Genomic DNA, 18,228 nt, shown 5'->3' on the forward strand with positions numbered 1-18,228 from the left:
GCAGCCCTGCGCCGCCGCCGTCCGCTACACCCTCAACATTCGCGGCGACGGCCTGCCTCCGCAAGGCATCACCATCCCCACCGCGGAGACCAGCACCACCGCCCCCTGGCTCAACCTCATCCCCGGCGGCAGCTACAGTTGGAACGTGAAAGCGTGCTACACCCTCACCTGCGGCGACAGCAGCGACTGGTCCGCCCCCTTCACCTTCTCCTACCTCTACCAACCCACCGCCACCCCCCCCCCCCCCCCCCCCCCCCCCCGGTGGGGGCACCATCGCCCCCAGCCCCACCCCCTACGAATGCCCCACCGCCCTGCAAGAGCCGCCCGACGGCTCCACGCAGAGCGAACCACCCACCCTCATGTGGGCAGACCCCTGCGCTCCCGGCGGCGGCGGCAACGGCCCCCTCAGCGGCGGCTGGTATGAAGTGGAGATAACCGGGCAGAACCAGCCCCCCATCACCCTCATCATCGCCGCCGAAAGCTACGACACCGGCTGGCTGCTGCTGCTCCCCGACAGCTACAATTGGCGCGCCCGTTCTTGCCAGGACGAAGATTGCGTCCAGTCCAGGCCCCTGGCCCGAAGCGTGGTCTTTCACCTACGAAGACGACGCCACCCCCACACCACAAAGCCCACAAGCCCACGGAGACGACGGCGGCGGCATCCAAACCGAATACGGCATCACGCGGCGCAAAGTCTACTTCCTCGCCGGGCAAGCCGTCGCCATACGGCAAGTAGTCGAGGGCGGTACAAATAACCTGCTGCACCTACACACGGACCATTTAGGCAGCAACAGCGTCATGAGTTATAACAATGGCGGGGGCATGGTCGGCGGCAGCCGCACCCGCTACCTCCCCTTCGGTGCCTACCGCACCGCCCCCACCCAAACCTTTACAGATAGAGGCTTCACCGGCCAGCAGCACAACGACGACCTCGGCCTCATCTACTACAACGCGCGGTACTACTTACCCGGCGTGGGGCGGTTTGTGAGCGCGGATACGATTGTGCCGTCACCTACCAGGCCACAATTACTGAACAGGTACAGCTATGTGGAAAATCGTCCACTTTCCCTGGTTGACCCATCGGGTCACTTTTCGGAAGAGGCCATTATTGATTACCTGACACAGAATTATGGTGATGATGCTCAATACATGCTGGAACAATGGAAATCTAATCAGGCATTGTGGGAGTTATTGCGCTATGCTGAAGGTGGAGATATTGCCTTTGTTGGGTATTCGGCAAACTTCATGGCCGGAGGATTATATTATCGCTTTGATGGGATTGGGCAAGATTACCTCATGGATATCACTATTTCCAATATTATGGGTGACACTCCAAATATCGAGGATATGGTTGCGAACCCTGCCTTTTCAAGCACTTACTGGGACACTTCAATTGATGACTTGTTTGCAGGACGCAATAATCTTGATTGGGGTGGATTAATTCGGTGGATAACATTACAACACGATGCTGCTGGATTAGAACAAACAATTCCTCAAATCAAACCGCGCAACGATCTTGTTTTGAAAGAGGGAGATTTCGAGCTTGGTCTAATCGCCTCAATCATTGTTGATCAGATTGATATCCTGGACAAAACCCTACTTTTTGTCTCACCAAGCGGAAGAGCAAACAAATGGATGTCAGTAACTGGTGCTTGGAATTACGGCTTTTACTTTACCTTCGAATTTACGGGGCTAGATGGACCCATCGATTCTGCCAAGTGGATTAATGTTACGTCCAAGTATGCGACACCTTCTGAAGTTGGATTTCCTTACCCTGGTAGTCCGGTTTATGGTTATTTCCCTCATTGAAGCGTAAGAGTTTACAACCCCATAGCGTAACGAGTACAGGATTTGCCAGATGATGAAGAAAACATTGAGTTTACAACTAACTCAGTTTGATATGAAATTTCGAATTGATCGGATATTGCGGAATATTCATATAGGGTTTATTTGTGGGATGATACTTAATTTTGTGATCATCTCAACACTATCAAGTTGCCGGCATGTTACAAATTTCTCAACGGACGATCCAGGGATACAGACTTTGATTGATGGGATTTCTCAATATACAGAGATACAAGGTACTCCGCCCGATAACCTACAGGTATTAATCCCAAACTATATAAATCATCTTCCTGAAATAAGAGGTGTCGTGACAATGATTTATTCTCCACAAACTGAAGACGGTTCTTGGCGGATGTCTTTTTTCACTGAAAATGATTCCTCTGTTATTTTCGATTCAAAAACTGGATGGGTATATATACCCGTGTCAGTTCCTCTTGATTATCATCCATGATGTCTAGTAACCGCCCGAAAACAACTTCACACTTTTTACGGGCGGTTACTGACAAGCTGCCCGCACATTTCCGCTAATTTAATTGCGGGCAGCCACTTAGGGTCTGTCCAGAAATAACTCAGTTAATTTTTGGCATGGTCAAAATCAGCTTGACAGATGAATAAAAGAAGCCACGGGCAAGTTGTGTCATAATCGTTTTATCAACAACCAAAACGACACAAGGAGCAAGCCCGTGGCAGCAAGAAGAGATGATATCGTGGCCGCAGATAGAGCGCAAATTGCGATAGAAATGATGTCGCCTTACCGTCCCAGAGGTCGGGTGACCGAATTGGCGGAGAATGTACCAGTTGTCGCGTCAGGCTTTGTACGACATGGGCGATAAAGGAAAAGACAGTCTGCTGCGCTCGCTGGCGGTAGGACCACATGGACCGCTCGCTAGAGAACAAACGGTATGGGTGACGAAAGACCGGCTGCAACGCAGCGTGTTGAGATTGAGTGAAGCTGGGGTCAGTCAACGCGACGTGGCCATGTGTGTCGCGGACATGTTGGATACCCGGATTTCGCTGGGCTGGGTCAACCGTGAATTGAGGAAGCTGGAGGATGAGGCGCAACAGGTTAACCAGACCTTCCATCCAACTGGCGGCGAAACGTTGTCGGGGGATGAGATATTCTCCAACGGCGCACCTAATTTGCTGGTTGTGGGCAATGAATCGCTCTACATCTATGCCTTGACGCGTGAAGAGGAACGAGATGGGGATACCTGGGGCTGTGTCCTGCTGGATGCCCCGGAAACAGAGCAGTTTGCCTCTGATGCGGGCACAGGATTGGCTGCGGGCGTCAAAGCAGATGAAGTCAGCAGCCACCAACTGGATTGGGACCATTTGCTGCGACCATTGTGGGGGCAAGCCACGCGATTGGAAACACAGGCATACACGGCGCTGGTCAAGGTTGAAGAACGCGCCGCTTTGTTCGCCCAAGCGCAAACGAGCAAACGGTTGGAAAACCACCTGGCCCAGTGGGAAAAGCTGGTGGCGCTGGCTGATCAGAAGATAGAAGCGGTCGATACCTACTATCGTTTGGCTCGGCGTGTTGATGACTGTTTCGCCCTTATCGACCTGACTACGGGCGAGTTGACGAACGCAGAACAAGCCAGCGCCGCTTTGCAGAGGCTGGGGCAACACATGGCCGCCATTTCTGGTCGTATCTATCAGAAGTTGGGCCAGAATTTGCAAAACTGGGCCAGGGGATTGTTCGCTTACCAGCGACAACTGCAACAGGCGTTGACGCCCCTCATCATACCATACGGGCCGTCGGCCATCGCTGCTTTGTGTCGCATCTGGCAATGTGAAGCCGATGCCCGGCGGCGACGTCTCTCCTGGCCGGAAAAGCAAGAACGGCAACAGATTTGGCAACAGGCGTTGGATGAGGCGTTTGCTTGCCTGGGGGATGACCGCTGGCCTGTCTGGGATGCTTTGTCCGCCGTGTTGTCCAAACCCTGGCGGGGCAGCATGTTGGCCGAATGCGTCAACAGCCTGCTGCGACCTATTCTTGATCGGCGCAAGCATACGGACCAGGGTTGTTTGGAACTGTTTCGTTTCTTGTACAATGTTCGCCCCTTTCGCCGGGGCAAAAGAGCGGGGCATAGTCCGGCTCAACTGGCGGGCATTGATTTACCTAATGACCCGCTTTCTTTATTGGGGCTGACACCCAAAGTGTCAAGCTAACTTTTCAGGTTTTTGAACAATGCCGGAAACAGTGTAAACAGATTTCAGGCAGTCTGTAAGATTCCTCAATGCGCGTTCATCTCAAGGCGGTGTTGCCAAAGGCGTAACAATATGATGTATCGTTCTTTTCCTCTCCAGTTAGTTTTCGCCGCGTTGGTGTTTTTGTTAAGTGCTTGTTCCCCATCTGCAACGATTGATTCTAACGAAGCATTGCTGCAAACAACTGTGCCCGAACCGGTAGTTTCTTTCACACCTACCACGTTGCCGCCAACACGAAAAGTAACTGTGACGCATACACCCCAACCCATGTTAACGGCTACAGCTTCTCCATCGCCTGAAATGGCACTCTTGCCCACAACCACACCCGTCTTAACGCTAACAGAGGAAGCGCCCACTGTCCCTTCACATCCTTTTACGACTAGCATCGCCTTGCAGGGATGGTTTGGGGCACCAGAAAGACTAGAAATAGCCGTTTACGATCCGCTCAACAAACGGATGACTACGATTATGCTTCCCGAGACCATAGATGGTTTATCTTATGGTCCCCCGCAGTGGTCTTCAGATAAAACCAAGTTAATGTTTGCCGTATTCAATCCCGTGGAAAACGCAGGTGGATTCTGGGTTTCAGATCCTACTGGTACTAATCTACACCAGGTTGGTCCGAAGTATCCGCGAGAAATCAACCACGATCAGGTTTCTGGAATAGCTGGGTTTGGTTGGTCCTTCACGAACGACTGGTTTGCCTATGCTAATTTTTATTCCCCTATAGATTGGAGACTATTCTTGCTGGACATGTCTTCTGGGAATAGCATCCAAACCGGGGTCAACATGTATTGGGCTGTCTGGTCGCCGTATGACAACCGTCTGGCTTACATTACGATAGATAATGATGCCTTGTACATAGCCGCGCCAGAATCATTCGACCAGCCACAGAGGTACGGTCACGAGGAGTATGTGGGCACGATGGCCTGGCATCCAACGGAGAATAAGATTCTGGTAGGCACAGGCGACAATTTCGTCATAAGCAGCCTGAACAAGTTGTGGTCGCTGGATCTGGATACAGGTCAATGGCAGCTCATTGGTTCATTTCCCTATCTATCGCGGATGGCATATTCACCTGATGGCACGCTCATTGCAGTTGATTCCCAACATGCAGCCAGAAAGCTATCCACGTTGACTATCGTGGACGCAGATTCAGGCGAAAACATTGCCCAAATCGAGAAGGCGAACACATTTTTCCATCGTCTGGATTGGCTAGATGTACAAACCGTTGCCATCAGTACACGCGACAACATACTGGTCTTTCCTGTGCAGCAGCCTGAGAGTACCTACTGGGTCTTTGATGAGAACAGTCCGATTTATGCATATTATGAACACATTCAAATTGCTGATTGGTGAGGAAGGTCCTTCTTCAGAGGCGGGTGTTTTTGAGAGCGTGTTGCAGAAGTAGCGGATGGGTTGGGTGAATTGTGTCGGAGTCGCTTTTAAAAAAGCGGAAAATGGGGCGGCACGGGTCAAATTGTGCCAATGTCGTTGTTTTGTTTAGGTGAGACCACAGTTAATCGTGGTCGGTTAACATGTTTTTGACTCTTCCGAAAAAAGCCTCAACCACCAACTGGTTGAGGCATGACATAATTAGCGGTACCAACTTGAAAAACAAGCCGCCGCTCGAAAATAATGCCCCGACGATAGAAAATAGCTATCAAAAGGGCTGTTAGCGACAAAAATAGAGACAAAATGAAAGCCCCAGACATATTTTCATCCAATTGGGACGCTTGTTCGAGATAGTAATGCGTAAGACGATGAACATTAACCAACAAGGCCGACCCCAGAACGACCATTTGCGAACGAATCAAGCCGCGCACCGGCAGCTTGCCTCCCGCAAAGGGGTTCTTGACCGAACGCACCGTCGCCTCTACGCCTGCACGAACCCCATTGTTCGTAGCGGTAATCCGTTGTCGCAACACAGCCACCTGGATAGCGCGCGTGTTTACCAGCAACGTCGGCCCACTGCGCTTACGCGGCTGAACCCGACATTCCTTTTGGAAAAAGGGGCATTCCGCACAAACATCGCTCGCCAATCGTGCCAACCAACGCCCCTCTTTCTGCCCCGGCTCCAAAATAGCCAATTGCCCCTGCGGACAACTGACCTGTTCTGGTATGCCGTCGTCTGTCAACTGCCAACTGTATTGCTCCCAACCCCACTGCTTCCCTTGCGATTTACCGCCGCGCAGACGAGATGGATGCAATTCTGTCCCATGCGCGTCGCACGCTTCTTCGGACTTGGGGCCGGTGTAACCGCCATCCACCGTCATTTTATCGACCTGATGGCCGCGTTCAGCCTGTTCGGCCAACGATTGCGCCAGCAATTGACCATCATCGGTGTTGTTGCTGGCTGTTTGTACGCTGGTTATCAGTTGCACTGGGTTTTCTGGGTCGCACGTTTCGCTAACGTTGCTCACAAAGTCGCGATACCGCTCCCCATTTTTCTCCCGATACGTCGCTTCCGGGTCATGGGGCGATTGCAAACTGTCGGCGGTAATTTCTTTTGGTTCCCGCAATCGAATCGTCTCGTCATCTTCTATATTGATACTGTTCGCGCAATACCCGCGCTACCAACGCCCTGGCTTCTGTTGCCCCCTCTTCCGCTTCCAATTCCGACAACAAGGCCACCAGCAGTTTTCCTGTTTGCCGCAAATAATCGGGAACTTCTTCGTTTTTCAACCGATAACAGATATGGCGCGGTTGTTTAACCACATACGCTGCCTGTTCTTGCCGCCAAATCGCTTGACGCGCTTCTGGCAAGGCCGTTACCCCTTGCTGCAAAACGCGCAATACCAATTCCAGACGACTACCCATAGCGATATTGCTCAACAATTGGGTGCTGTCCATCCGCTGCCAGCCCACTTTCAGCTTCAATTTCTCTATCTGTTCATCGGTTATGACCCCAAAGACAACTTCATACAGGTTTTCTCCCGTTGTCTCGGCATGTTCCCGCACACGCCGCCGATGATTTTGGAAGGTTCGCAGCGTGGGAACGTTTTGGCTCAAATCGTCCAGACCCAATGCGTATCGTGTTTGCAGGTCAAATTGCAAATGCCGCTCCAATTCTTCATCAGTCCAACCAAAGCCGTCTTTGAGCATATCGCCGCCTACCAGAACGTTGACGGGCGCGTTAGGACGCGAATCGGTTTCGCTGTACAAGAGGGCGAACCGTCCTTCGGGAATGCGCCTGAAAACCTCTGTGCGGAACACGCCGGCCCAGGAATCGTGCAATTGCTGGCGCATTTTGTCGGGCATCAAGAGGTCGCTGTTGAAGAAATTGGGTTGTTGATGTTGGTTGTTTTTACGAAACATAGGCTATTTTCCTGCAAGGAATGATGCCACTTTTTAGCGACTTGACCTTTTTTCGGGAAAGTCAATATTAATGGTGCGCATCATTGACAAAGTTTCACGGCTGGGGAGGATTCATATGCCTCTCCCGCCCTCGACACCCCCGTAATTTGGCGAGGGTATTGTAAATTGAGAATTGCTGCTTGCGGTCGGTTCAATTTTCCGGGTTGGGCGGCGGTGTGTGCGGGCGGGAGCGGGCGTGGAAGATCTGCCGCCAGTCGAGGCGGGCGGCGGCGATGATGCCGAGGACGGTTTGGGGCAGGATGACGACGGCGTGGTAGATAAGGCCGTAGCTGAGGGCGAGGGCTTCGTCGCGCAGCCCGACCAGACCAAGTATCCAGATGGTGAGCCACTCGAAAACGCCGACTTTGGCGGGGGTGGAGGGGGGGGTGAGGCCGATGCTGAGGATGGTGTGCAGCAGGGTGGCTTCGAGGAGGCCGAAGGGGAGGCCGAGGGCGGGGAAGAGGATGAGGGGGGTGAGGATGCCGAGGAAGGCGATGAAGGCGGAGAGGAGGACGAGGACGAGGGTCTGGCGGTGGCTGCGGAGGGCGGAGAGGCCAAGCAGCCCGGATCCGACGAGGCGCATGAGGCGGCGCATGAAGCGGTCACGCAGGGATGCCGGCACAAATCGCATTCCCCACTCGAACAAACGCAGCACCCACTCGGCGCGGTAGGCGATGAGGGTGAGGCCGAGGGCGGCCAGGCTGGTGATGATCAGGAGGGAGGGGACGTAGTTGGTGACAAATGCCGGCAGCACCACAAATGGCAACGCCAGGGCAATCGTCAACGCCAGCATCAGCGAGTCCAGCGTTTTCTCCAGCACCAACGTCCCCAGCGAGCGCGCTTTGACGCCCGCCGTATCCTGCTCCAACGCATAAATGCGGGCCACTTCCCCCAGGCGGATCACCAGATTCACAAACTGCCCCAACGTCATGGCCCAAAACAGGCCGGGCAGCGAAGGCGGCGGCGTGGTGGGATAATAGAGAAGCTGCCAGCGCCACGCCTTCGCCAGCATGGTGAGCAGGATGACGGCCAGCCCCAGGAAAATGTACGTGAGATGGGCGTGTAGGATGGCCTGTCCTACTTCCGCCAGATTCACCTGGCGCACCGCCAGCCACATGATGCCCACGCCTACCAGCAGCCCCAGCAGCACGCGCAGCCAGGGAAAACCGTGGCCGGCATCGGTGGGGGGTGGGGGCATTTCTTGTTGTCTGATCATGTTGTATGCGCGGATGGCCGGTAGGTTAATTCGCTGAATTGACGGGACAAGACAGCGTCTTGGTCGATAGTAAAGGCGCTAGGGGCGCCGGATAAGGGCGGATGGGTCGCCTAACAGCCCGAAAGTATCGCTGATTTCGCGCAGGCTGTCGAATTCCACGTTCAGGTTGGCTTTGGCCTGTCGCAACGCATCGCCGATACGCTGCACATGGGGGTCGTGGATGGCGGAAACGAGGCCGGTGGCAAAAGGCTCCTGGCTGGTGGAGAGGGTGAGGCTGGTGGCGGCAATGAGCAGCACGGGACCACCGGGGTGGCGCAGCAGCGTTTCGGAAATGGCGTCTACGTCGGGGTGGGCAAAGAAGCCGGTGAGGCAGGTGAATTGCAGCACGATGGGCGGCGCGTTGTTTTCCTCCAGGTTGGCGACGGCGTCCGCGCTGAATACGTCATCCTTGCCCCACATGTCGGTGCTGCCGTGGCCCGTATAAGTGACCAGCCAGGCTCCTTCGTTCCACGCCTGGGTCACCTGGTCGGCGTTGGCCCCATAGAGCCGCGCGGCTGCGGCGTTGAGTCCCGACTGGTTGACAAGGGCATCGCTGAAGCGGGCAAATTCGCGGCTGGTTCCGTCGGCGGTGAAGATGGCGTAGGGGGCGGGTTGGCCCTGTTCGTAGGCCAGGGTGCGTTGGACGAGGTTGCCGGCTGTGCCGGCATCGGCGACAGGCCAACGCCCCACAGCCAGATTGGGTCGGCCATCGTCATCCACGTCCGCCAGGCGGGCATCGCTGATGGTTTCGCCGCTGAACTGGGCGGCAATGAGCAGCGGCGGCACCAGATTGACCGGATGCAGCCCCAGATAGTCCCGATAGTCGTAGGTGGCTTCGCCCACGAGGAGGAGGTAGCGGGGTTGGGGCGGCTGCCACGTTTGCATGGCGAAGCGGAGAAAGGTGCGAATGCTTTCCGGTGATTCCAGGCCCGCGCCAAACTGGTCGTAGATTTCCGCCAGGGGGACCTGGGCGACGCGGAGGCCCTGTTTCTGCCGCGCGGCGGCGAGAGGGGCAAGCGCGGGGAGCAGTGCGTCCGGGCTAATGATGATCAGGTCGGCCTGGTTGTCCGGAGCGCGCCAGGCGGTCTCGCGCAGGGGCGCTATGGCGGTGGGCCGGCGGAACGCGCCGGGGCCGACGGCGGCGAGGCGCAATCCAGCGGGCACGGCCAGCGAGACGCGGCCATCTGGCTGCGTTTCGCCGCGCAGTTGGCGCGGGCGGCGCGGGTCGGTGATGTCAAAGAGGAGGGGCGGGGCGGAGAAGCCGGTCAGGTCCAGCGTTCCGGCGGCCTCCGTCAGCCCATCGTACCAGTCGTCCACGGCGATGGGCGGGGCGCTGTAGGTGATTTCGACCCAATCCAGCAGGGAGATGTCCAGGAAGGCCGCGCCAGGGGCGCTGTTGTCCAGGGTGAGGGTGTTTTCGCCGGGGTGAAGGGTTCCTGCCGGCATTTCCAGATCAACGGTGACGTAGGTTTCGCCATCCCACTGTACTTGACCGACGGGTTGGTCGTTGACGCGCACATCCAGGTCGTGGTCATTTTTGACGCCGCGGTCGGTGGTGGTTCCGTAGAGATGCAGGCGCAGGCTGCCGCCGCCGTCGCCGATGGCGGGCAGGGCAAAGGGGAGGGTGACGGCTTGTTCGACCTGGATGGTTTGCCAGAACCAGGGTTCTTGCGGGTGGGCGGGCGTGAAGGCGGAGCTGCGGTAGAGGGTGTTGTTTTCCAGGTGGTGGGTGCGGGCGAGGTGGGTGAGGGGGGTGGCGCTGCCGGCATTTGCCAGATCGGCGACAGGTATGACGGGGCCGCCATCCGCGCCGGCCAGGGTGAGCAAGTAGGGGCGAAACTTCGTGTAGCGATTGTCGGTAGCCAGGCCGTAGAAGATGAGGGCGTTGTCGGCGACGAGGAAGGGAACGGCCTCGCCGCCGGTGGTGAGGGTGGCGGTGGACCAGTCGATGGTTGCCGGGTTGGCGAAGGGGGCCAGCTCGGCGGGGGTGAGGCGGTAGAAGCCGTCCGCTTGCACCATGATTTTGAGTGTGCCGGCATTGGCGCTGATGGCGGGCGTGGGTGTGGGCGGGGGAAGATGCCGGCATGAAACCAGCCACAACCCCGTCCCGAACAACAGCCCAACCAGACGCAGTGGGAGACGCATCACCCGAATCCGCGCCTTATTGACCGGATCCGCGGCGCGTGAAGAACAAAATAGAGCCGTAGACGCCGGCGAGGAAAATCATCATGGCGGCGCAGAATCCAAGCCAGAGCAGCACACGGCCCCGTACTGCCTGCGACGCCTCGCCCGTTGTTTGCGCGGCTTCGCCGGAAAGCGGCGGAAGGCCGCTGCTGTTTGTGCCCGGTTCGAGCGCGCTGGTCGCCTGGGGCGCGGGGAACTGGCTGCCGGGGGTGACGGCCGGCTCCTGGATGGGATACGACGGCAATTCGCCATTCTCGGCGAAATCAGGGGTGGGCAGTCCGGGGTAGGCATCCGTTGGCGGTTGCGTCACGGGCACGATGCCGGGGGAGAGGGTGGCGGTTGGCTCCGTTTGCGCGACTTCCGCGGCCGTCGTGGCCGTGGGGAACTGGAAGGGGGTGGCCGTGGGGTTGCCCTGCACGGAAATGGGCGTGCGCGTGGCCGTGGCGGTGGGCGCGGGCGTGTTCGTGGGGGTGATGGGCTGCGTGGGCAAGATCGGGACGGTGGCGGTGGGCGCGGGATTGGTGGGCGTGGGCGTGATGGTGGGGACGTTGGTGCTGGTGGGCAGTGGGGTGGGGTTTTGGCTGGGGGTGGTTGCCAGCACGGCGGGGGTGGCGGTGGGCGTGGCGCCGGCAATGATGGAGAGGGGGCCGAAGGTGTTTTCGCTGCTGTCCGTTTCCACTTCCACCAGCCTGTACCAATAGGTTTGGCCGGCGGTGACGGTGGCGTCGGTGACGCTGTAATCCGAGCCGTTTAGTTCGCCGCCGATCGCTTCCACAAAGCCGATGCCGGGGTCGGTGTAGCCGCCGGTGGCGTTGTTAGCGCGTTCCACGCGGAAGCCGGCGGTATTGAATTCGGTGGCCGTGCCCCAGGTGACGAGGATGGCGTTTTCTTGCGCCTGGACGTGGAAGTAGCTGAGGGTGATGGCGTTGGGGTCGGTGGTGGGAGAGATGCCGGCCGTATCCGCCGCCACGCGCTGATGGGTGAAAATGGATGCGCCAAGCAGCAAGCCCAAAACCAGTCCCAAACGGGCGACAAAGCGCGTTTGGCCGTGCCAATATGTTTCTTGCCAGAGGAGTTTTTTCATAACGTTTGCCATTCCTTATGCAGAATAGCGGTATTATAACAAAGAAAGAGAGGCAGGACGCCTCCTGGCTGTCAACGTTTCATGAAAGGCAGATAGACGTTGTTGTTCCGTTCGCCCGCGTCCAGCGTCAGCAGTGGTCCCGCCAGATTGTTGCTTTCGTCCGATTCCGCCACTTGCGCCTGTGAGTCCACCAGGGCGAAAACTTCGTGCGCCGTCGCCGCGGGGGTGAAGCCTGTGAGCGTGGTCACCTGCACCGTTTGCGTCGCGCCGGCGGCCAGTTGCGGGACATGAACAAACCCGGACGTGTACAGGTTCACCTCGTCCGGCGTGATGGGATCGCCCGCCGCGAAGGGGGGATCGAGGAAAACGTCCACGTCGAAGGGTTGGGTGATGTTCACCACCCCCGCGTTTTTGATGGTCACGCCAATTAGGACCGGCTCATTGGCGTAGACGGGCGGACCGCTGAGCATTTGCAATTCGCCCACGATTTGCAGGTCGGGCTGCTGGTTGCCCGGCGTGGGCGTGATGGGGGGCGGGGGCGTGGTGGTGGGACCAACAAGGGGGATGATGGCTGTGCCGGCATTGTCGCCATCGTCGTTGTCCAGGCCGGGAGAGGTGACGAAGGCCTGGTTGCTGACCTGGTTGCCGGCAAAACCGCCATCCACCCGCGCCTCAACATACAACGTCACGCTGTCGCCCCATTCCATCGCCTCGTCCACGGTGACGCTTACCTGGCTGCCGGCGGCGTCCACGAGCAGGGGGGCGGCGGCGTAGGCGCGGATAAAGGTGAGGCCGGCGGAGAGCTGATTGAGGATGGTGGGCTTGACGGGATAGATGCCGTTGTTGGTGACGGTGAGGACGAAAGTGACGAGGTCGCCGGGGGCCGCCTGGGGCGGGTCGGCGCTGTGCGCCAGGTGCAGGTCGGGGCGCATGAGGTGCATGGCCGGGTCGCCTTGCAGGGTGAAGGTGTAGAGCAGCGAGGTGTGCCGCCCTGTGTTCAGGTAGGCGATTTTGGCGGCGGAAATGGCGTCGCCGATGGCGGCGTCACCGTCGAGGAAGAGGCTGTCGTAGAAGGCGTCGAGGAGGACGGTGTGTTCGTCGGGGTAGGCGAGGCCGGTGGAGGACCAGTGGGCGGCTGTGCCGGCATTTCCCCGCAGAAACGTCTCCCCCAATCCCGGCAAACCGGGCGCGGCGAAGTACCCGTCCAGGCAATCGGCGCTGAGGATGACGGTCGGCTTCTGCCCATTGCTCCAGAAACTGGTGTTCGCCGTGTTCAGAATGGCCGGTTCGGCCCCCCACTGCGTGATGCCGCCGTGGCCGCGATAGTGGAACAGAGGCGCGCCGCTGTTGGGGTTGCTGAGGTAATCAAGCTGCAAGGTTGCCAGGATCGCTTCCACGTCCGCGCCGGTGGGGTTGTCCGGGAGGCAGAGCGGGTCCACGACGGTGTTGAAGGAGGCGGGGAAGTGGGAGGCCATGTCGTGGTTTTCCTGGCAAAAGCTGCTGCCATCGTCGGCGACGAAGAGGATGTTTTGCTGCCAGGATGCCGGCATTAACTGGTTCTGCTCATAAAGAATGATTTTGTTGATGACGTTGGTCGCCTCCGTCGGCGACTGCGCCGCGATGCGCCCTAGCGCCACGTCGGGCAGCAGATCATCCCCCACCAGCAGCGTCATGGGAAAATCGGTGGGGATGCGCCCCTGGAACCGGTCCACGAATTCCAACCCCGTGGGCACAAACTGCGGCTCGTTGTCGTCCGGGAAGCTGTTGCTCTGGTCGTGGTTGGGGTTGTCCGTGGCGTCGCCGACGAGGGTGACGTAGCGGGGGGGCGTGGTCCAGTTGGCCAGGGCGTAGGCGAGGAAGTTTTGCACGGCGGCGGGCGTGGGCATGCCGGCGCCAAACTGGTCAATCACGTCCGTGATGCGCACGAGGTGTGTGCCGTAGCCGCCGAAGCGGGGGTCCTGGCGGTGCGCGGCGAGGACGTTGGCCGCGTCCATCAGGTCGGGGTAGACGATGGCCAGCCAGTCCGCCTGCCCATCGGCGGGATCGAGGCTGGCGGGGATGACTTGGGTGATGCCGGCAGGTTGGTGGATTTGCGTGGTGACGAGGTACTGCGTGCCGGCATCGTGGCTTGTGCCAAACGTGTACGTGTACGGTCCCGTGCCGGAGATGTTGGCCGCCGTCATGGGGATATTGACGGGTTGGGCGCGGTCGCTGATGTCCCAGACAAAAACGGCGTCTGGGTCATTGCCGCTGAATCCCTGCACGTCGAAGCGGCGTGCTCCGCCCACCTCGTCGCTAAAGAGCAGCTCGTCGTCGTCGGCGATGAACAGGCGCGTGTAATCCACTGTGATGCGGTTGAGGTAGAAGTGATGGGTGCGGTTGACGGTGACGTCGAAGGTGTTGCTCCCGTTGACGACGGCGCTGAGGGGCACGGCGCCGGAGACGTTTTCGTTACGCAGGCCGCTCCAACTGCCGGTGGCCGGGTTGGGCTGCCCATTCATGGTGACGGTGACGCTACTGCTGTCTTCGCGGGTGTTGAATTCGGCGGTGAAGGTGGCGTCGGGGCCGGCGGCGGCGGGATGCGGCAGGTTGACGGTGTATGAGCGGTTGAGCTGGTCCAGCCGTTCCCAAAACCAGGCGTCCGGTTCATTGGGGAACTCGTCCCAGTTGTCCGTCCAGGTGGAAAAGAATTTGCCGATGGGTTCGGCGGTGACGGAGGAGAGCCAGGTGGTGGCGGCGGGGTAAGTGGTGATGTTGCCGGCATCGGCGATCAGGTCGGCGGTATCGTCCGCCCAGAGCCAGAAGAGGTTGTTGGCGATGTACTGTAGCTCCAGCCGCGAGCGCCCGGAGACCCAGCCAAAGAAGCGGATTTTTTCGTCGGCCTCAAACTGGTTGTCCCCATCTCCCACGAACTGGTAAGCGACGGGGTCGCCCCAGCGCATGAGGTGGAAGGTGTGTGGGTTGACGGCGGCGACGTTCATGCCCGCTGCCTGCAAATCGGCGTAGCCGATCTCGTAGATGCCGTCGGCGGCCACTTCGATTTTGTAGGTATCCACCCCGAGGGGCAAGTAGGGGCCGGGGGGGGCGAAGTCGGGCGGGAGGCCGCGCCAGTGGTCGAGTTGGTTGGCGTTCAATATCTGGTGTGACCATTGTGCCGGCATTGTTTGCGGCGGCAGTTGGGCATCGGTCCCGTTCCCGCCCGCGAACGTGATCTCCACATCCAGGGAGCGGGCGAATTGCAGCGTTTGTTGCGCGGGATTGTAGCGAAAGGGGTAGAGCGTCAACTGTACCAGGCGTGCGTCGCGCACGTACATGGGCGCGGACAGGGCGTAGATTTGCGCGGGAAAGAGCGCGTCCGCGTCGTAGATGGCCGGGTCGGGCGCGGTGATGGCTGCCGGTTGATTGCCGGCAGGCGCGGGACCGGCGGGGTAGGGTTCCGCCGCCAGCGGGGGCAGGATGGCCTGGCTGACTTGCCGCTGCCGCACGCGCACCACGGCGTCCGCGCCGGGAGGGAGGAGGATGAAGGTTTGGAAGATGGGCAAGATGGGCGCGCCGGGTTGGCGCAGGGTGGCGGTGAGGCCGTCGGCGGTGATGTGGCCGTCTTGCTGCTGGTAGCTGGGGATGTCTAGTTGGAACTGGATGCCGGCAGGCGAGGCGTGCAGGGCGGTGATGAGGGGGAAGGCGGCGGCGGGTGGGGTGGTGTTGGGTGCGAGGAGGATGAGGGGGAGGGTGAGGAAAATGCCGGCAAGCAATGAAAACCGTCGTAGCCAAACTCTCGTCATACTGTGCCTTTGGTTGGGTGTTTTCGATTGACCTGTCAATGACTCGTGAGCTGGATCAATCCGCGCGCGGCCAGGTCTTGCAGGAATGTGTCCAGGTCGGCGGCGGCTTGTGCCGGCATCACGTCATAATGTCGCACCAGATACGCCTGCATCTCGCCCACCGTGCGCTTCCCGTCAAGCAACTGCCACAATGCGCTGCCCACTTCATTCAGCACGCGCACCTTCCCGGCGCGCGGTGAGACTAGCACCACTTCGCCGTCCAGGATGCGCCAGATAATGTCAGGAACAGGGAGGGGAATCAGTTGTGGATCCATGGTCGCCTTACTGTGTCCAGGTCTCAAACGCCTGATTGGAACTGGAGGGCGTCGCTCCCTGCGCCCCCTGATGTCGTCGGGCCAACGCCAACAAATAAACCCCCGCCAGGACGCCGACAACGGCCATCGGCGGCGCCCAGACGGGCAGGAGGGGCGCATGTAGCGAAGGCAAGTCATACAGCCGCCGCCTGTTGTCGTATTCTACTTCTTCCAGCCGATAGTAGTAGGTCCGACCCGTTTCGATGGCGCGATCATGGTAGGTGTAGCTGGCTCCGGTGGCCGGATTGCCCTGGCTGGGGATGAGGCGGTCGTTGATTTGCGCGAATTCGCCATCGGGCGATGTGCCGCGGTACAGGTTGAATCCTGCCGTCTGGTACTCTGTCTTGGTCACCCAGGAGATTTCGATGTCTGGCACGCGGGCAAGCTGCGTCATGATGACGGCGGCTGCCAGCAGCAGCCAGAGGAGGCCCAGGAGGATGAGGGCGCGGACGGAATCCGACGAGGCCGCTCGCTGGCTCATGAACGATTACTCAGCCCCGATAACCAATCTGGCAGACGGCGGGATTTGCCGGCATTTACTCGTCTTCCCTGCGCATCATATTCCTGGTGATAATAATTGTAATAAATGTCGTAATTGCCCGCGCTGCCGGCCTGCATCCGGTTCAAGACCGCTCCTAGCACCCGTGCCCCAGCTTTTGCCAGGTTCTCCGTGGCGTGCGCCAGCGCCACCCGCCTGGTTGCGCCCGCCTCCACGACGATAAGGCAGCCATCAACCCGTGTTCCCACAATGGCCGCATCCGTGACCGTCAACAAGGGCGGCGTATCCACAATCAGCAGGTCAAACTCCTCGCCAAGTGATTGTAACACCTGGCTCATGCGCTGCGAGTTAAGCAACTCCGAGGGATTGGGTGGCAGCGGGCCACTGGTGAGGACGCACAGGCCCGGCATAGACGTCGATTGCAGATATTGGCGCACGGGCGTGTCTTGATCCAGGATGGCCGAGGTAAGGCCATGATTGTTGCTGAGGTTAAAAAGATGATGCTGCCGCGACAATCGCAGGTCGGCGTCAATAACGACCACCGATTTACCCGCCTGCGCCATCACCACGCCCAGGTTGGCCGTTATCGTTGACTTGCCTTCACCGGGAACCGCGCTGCTGATCGCCACGGTTTGTAGGCTGGCGTCAATCATCGTAAAACCCAGGTTCGTGCGCAGCCCCCGAAACGCCTCGGACACGGGAGCGCGTGGTTCGTGTAGTGTGATCACGCGCGCCGCGCCGTTCTTGCCGCCGATTTCGCTGATGAAACCCAACGTAGGCAGGCCCGTATCTTCTTCGATTTGCTCCGGTGTTTTTACGCTGTCGTCCAGGTATTCCAGCGTGAAGATGAGGCCCAGGGCGGCTATGGCGCCCGCGGCCACGGCCAGGGCGGTGTTCGTGCCCACGCGCGGGCGAATGGGAGTGGACGGCGGGATGGCTTTCTCCACGACGAGCAGATTGTTGCTGCCGCGTGCCTGTTCTAGCCGCAAGTCCTCCAGGTCCTGGAAGTTCTGTGTGTACTTGATTTGTGTTTCGCGCAGGTTTGTTTGCAATCGGTCGTAGGCTGCCTGGCGTTCTGGCGTATCCACTTCGCCGTAGCTGCTGATTTCCGTTTCTAGGGCTTCGATCTGGTCCGCCAGGTCGTCCAGAAGTTGCTGCCGTTTCTGGATGGATTCCGCGTACCGCTGACTTTGCCGCTCCTCGTTGTCCTGAATGAAGACCTGGGCCAGGGTGTTGGCGATGGCGGCGGCGCGGTTGCTATCGTGGTTACGCACCTGGATGCCCAGGATTTTGGAGTCTTGGGGTGTGGAGACGGAAATCTCGCTGGCGAGGGCGTCCACGCTGGTGTTCAATCCCAATTCGGCGATGGTTTTTTCCAGCACGGGGCGGGTTTGCAGGAGTTCGACGTAAGTGCCGGCAAGTTGCTGTTCTAACAGAAGTTGCGCGTACTCATTGCCGGCATTGCTGCCGGGGGCTTCATCAATCAGCAGCCGCGTCGAAGCCTGATAAGTGGGAGCCGTGTTCTTGCTGACCAGGTAAGCCGATCCGCCGCTGATGATCATGGCAATCAGAATGAGCCAGGTCTTGCGGCGCAGCAGATTAAGATAGTGTCTCATTTCCATAAAGCCCACATTTCCTTGCCTGCTTCACGACGG

The 18,228-nt window shown here is 58.8% G+C and carries 14 protein-coding genes; 5 read left to right on the plus strand and 9 right to left on the minus strand.

Annotation, left to right across the window (positions count from 1 at the left end):
• Window positions 1-359: 359 nt before the first annotated feature.
• The 5 genes from H6650_06290 (at window position 360) to H6650_06310 (ending at window position 5,418) form a co-directional block, all read left to right on the plus strand.
• Complete coding sequence (locus tag H6650_06290) at window positions 360-755, plus strand: hypothetical protein (protein MCB8951608.1); 396 nt, start codon at window positions 360-362, stop codon at window positions 753-755.
• 43 nt (window positions 756-798) lie between these two features.
• Entirely contained in the window at window positions 799-1,809 is a 1,011-nt protein-coding gene (locus tag H6650_06295) for an RHS repeat-associated core domain-containing protein (protein MCB8951609.1), read from the plus strand.
• Between the two features lie 49 nt (window positions 1,810-1,858).
• Window positions 1,859-2,296, plus strand: coding sequence for a hypothetical protein (locus H6650_06300; GenBank protein ID MCB8951610.1), 438 nt, complete (start codon window positions 1,859-1,861; stop codon window positions 2,294-2,296).
• A gap of 338 nt (window positions 2,297-2,634) precedes the next feature.
• Window positions 2,635-4,020 (plus strand): hypothetical protein, encoded by a 1,386-nt coding sequence (locus tag H6650_06305; protein ID MCB8951611.1) that lies wholly within the window; start codon window positions 2,635-2,637, stop codon window positions 4,018-4,020.
• A gap of 111 nt (window positions 4,021-4,131) precedes the next feature.
• Entirely contained in the window at window positions 4,132-5,418 is a 1,287-nt protein-coding gene (locus H6650_06310) for a hypothetical protein (GenBank protein MCB8951612.1), read from the plus strand.
• Between the two features lie 206 nt (window positions 5,419-5,624).
• Here the strand turns inward: H6650_06310 and H6650_06315 are convergent, their stop codons facing one another.
• From H6650_06315 to H6650_06355, 9 genes are all read right to left on the minus strand, one after another.
• Window positions 5,625-6,581, minus strand: a complete 957-nt coding sequence (locus H6650_06315) for a hypothetical protein (protein MCB8951613.1) — start codon at window positions 6,579-6,581, stop codon at window positions 5,625-5,627.
• A 13-nt stretch (window positions 6,582-6,594) separates the two neighbouring features.
• On the minus strand, window positions 6,595-7,377 hold the full coding sequence (locus tag H6650_06320) for a transposase (protein ID MCB8951614.1): 783 nt from the start codon (window positions 7,375-7,377) through the stop codon (window positions 6,595-6,597).
• 190 nt (window positions 7,378-7,567) lie between these two features.
• Window positions 7,568-8,632, minus strand: a complete 1,065-nt coding sequence (locus H6650_06325) for a flippase-like domain-containing protein (protein ID MCB8951615.1) — start codon at window positions 8,630-8,632, stop codon at window positions 7,568-7,570.
• A gap of 78 nt (window positions 8,633-8,710) precedes the next feature.
• On the minus strand, window positions 8,711-10,816 hold the full coding sequence (locus H6650_06330) for a hypothetical protein (GenBank protein MCB8951616.1): 2,106 nt from the start codon (window positions 10,814-10,816) through the stop codon (window positions 8,711-8,713).
• Between the two features lie 16 nt (window positions 10,817-10,832).
• Window positions 10,833-11,939 carry a hypothetical protein gene (locus H6650_06335; protein MCB8951617.1) on the minus strand — a complete coding sequence of 369 codons (1,107 nt, stop codon included), beginning with the start codon at window positions 11,937-11,939 and terminating at the stop codon, window positions 10,833-10,835.
• A 71-nt stretch (window positions 11,940-12,010) separates the two neighbouring features.
• A complete protein-coding gene (locus H6650_06340) occupies window positions 12,011-15,721 on the minus strand; it encodes a DUF11 domain-containing protein (protein ID MCB8951618.1) in 3,711 nt (1,236 codons plus the stop codon).
• 35 nt (window positions 15,722-15,756) lie between these two features.
• On the minus strand, window positions 15,757-16,035 hold the full coding sequence (locus H6650_06345) for a PqqD family protein (protein MCB8951619.1): 279 nt from the start codon (window positions 16,033-16,035) through the stop codon (window positions 15,757-15,759).
• Window positions 16,036-16,042: 7 nt separating this feature from the next.
• Window positions 16,043-16,555: a hypothetical protein gene (locus H6650_06350; GenBank protein ID MCB8951620.1), complete on the minus strand. Its 513-nt coding sequence runs from the start codon at window positions 16,553-16,555 to the stop codon at window positions 16,043-16,045.
• Window positions 16,552-18,195 carry a polysaccharide biosynthesis tyrosine autokinase gene (locus H6650_06355; GenBank protein MCB8951621.1) on the minus strand — a complete coding sequence of 548 codons (1,644 nt, stop codon included), beginning with the start codon at window positions 18,193-18,195 and terminating at the stop codon, window positions 16,552-16,554. Before H6650_06355 ends, H6650_06350 begins: the two co-directional genes overlap by 4 nt.
• Window positions 18,196-18,228: the final 33 nt, after the last annotated feature.

The sequence above is a fragment of the Ardenticatenales bacterium genome (assembly GCA_020634515.1).
Lineage (GTDB): Bacteria > Chloroflexota > Anaerolineae > Promineifilales > Promineifilaceae > JAGVTM01.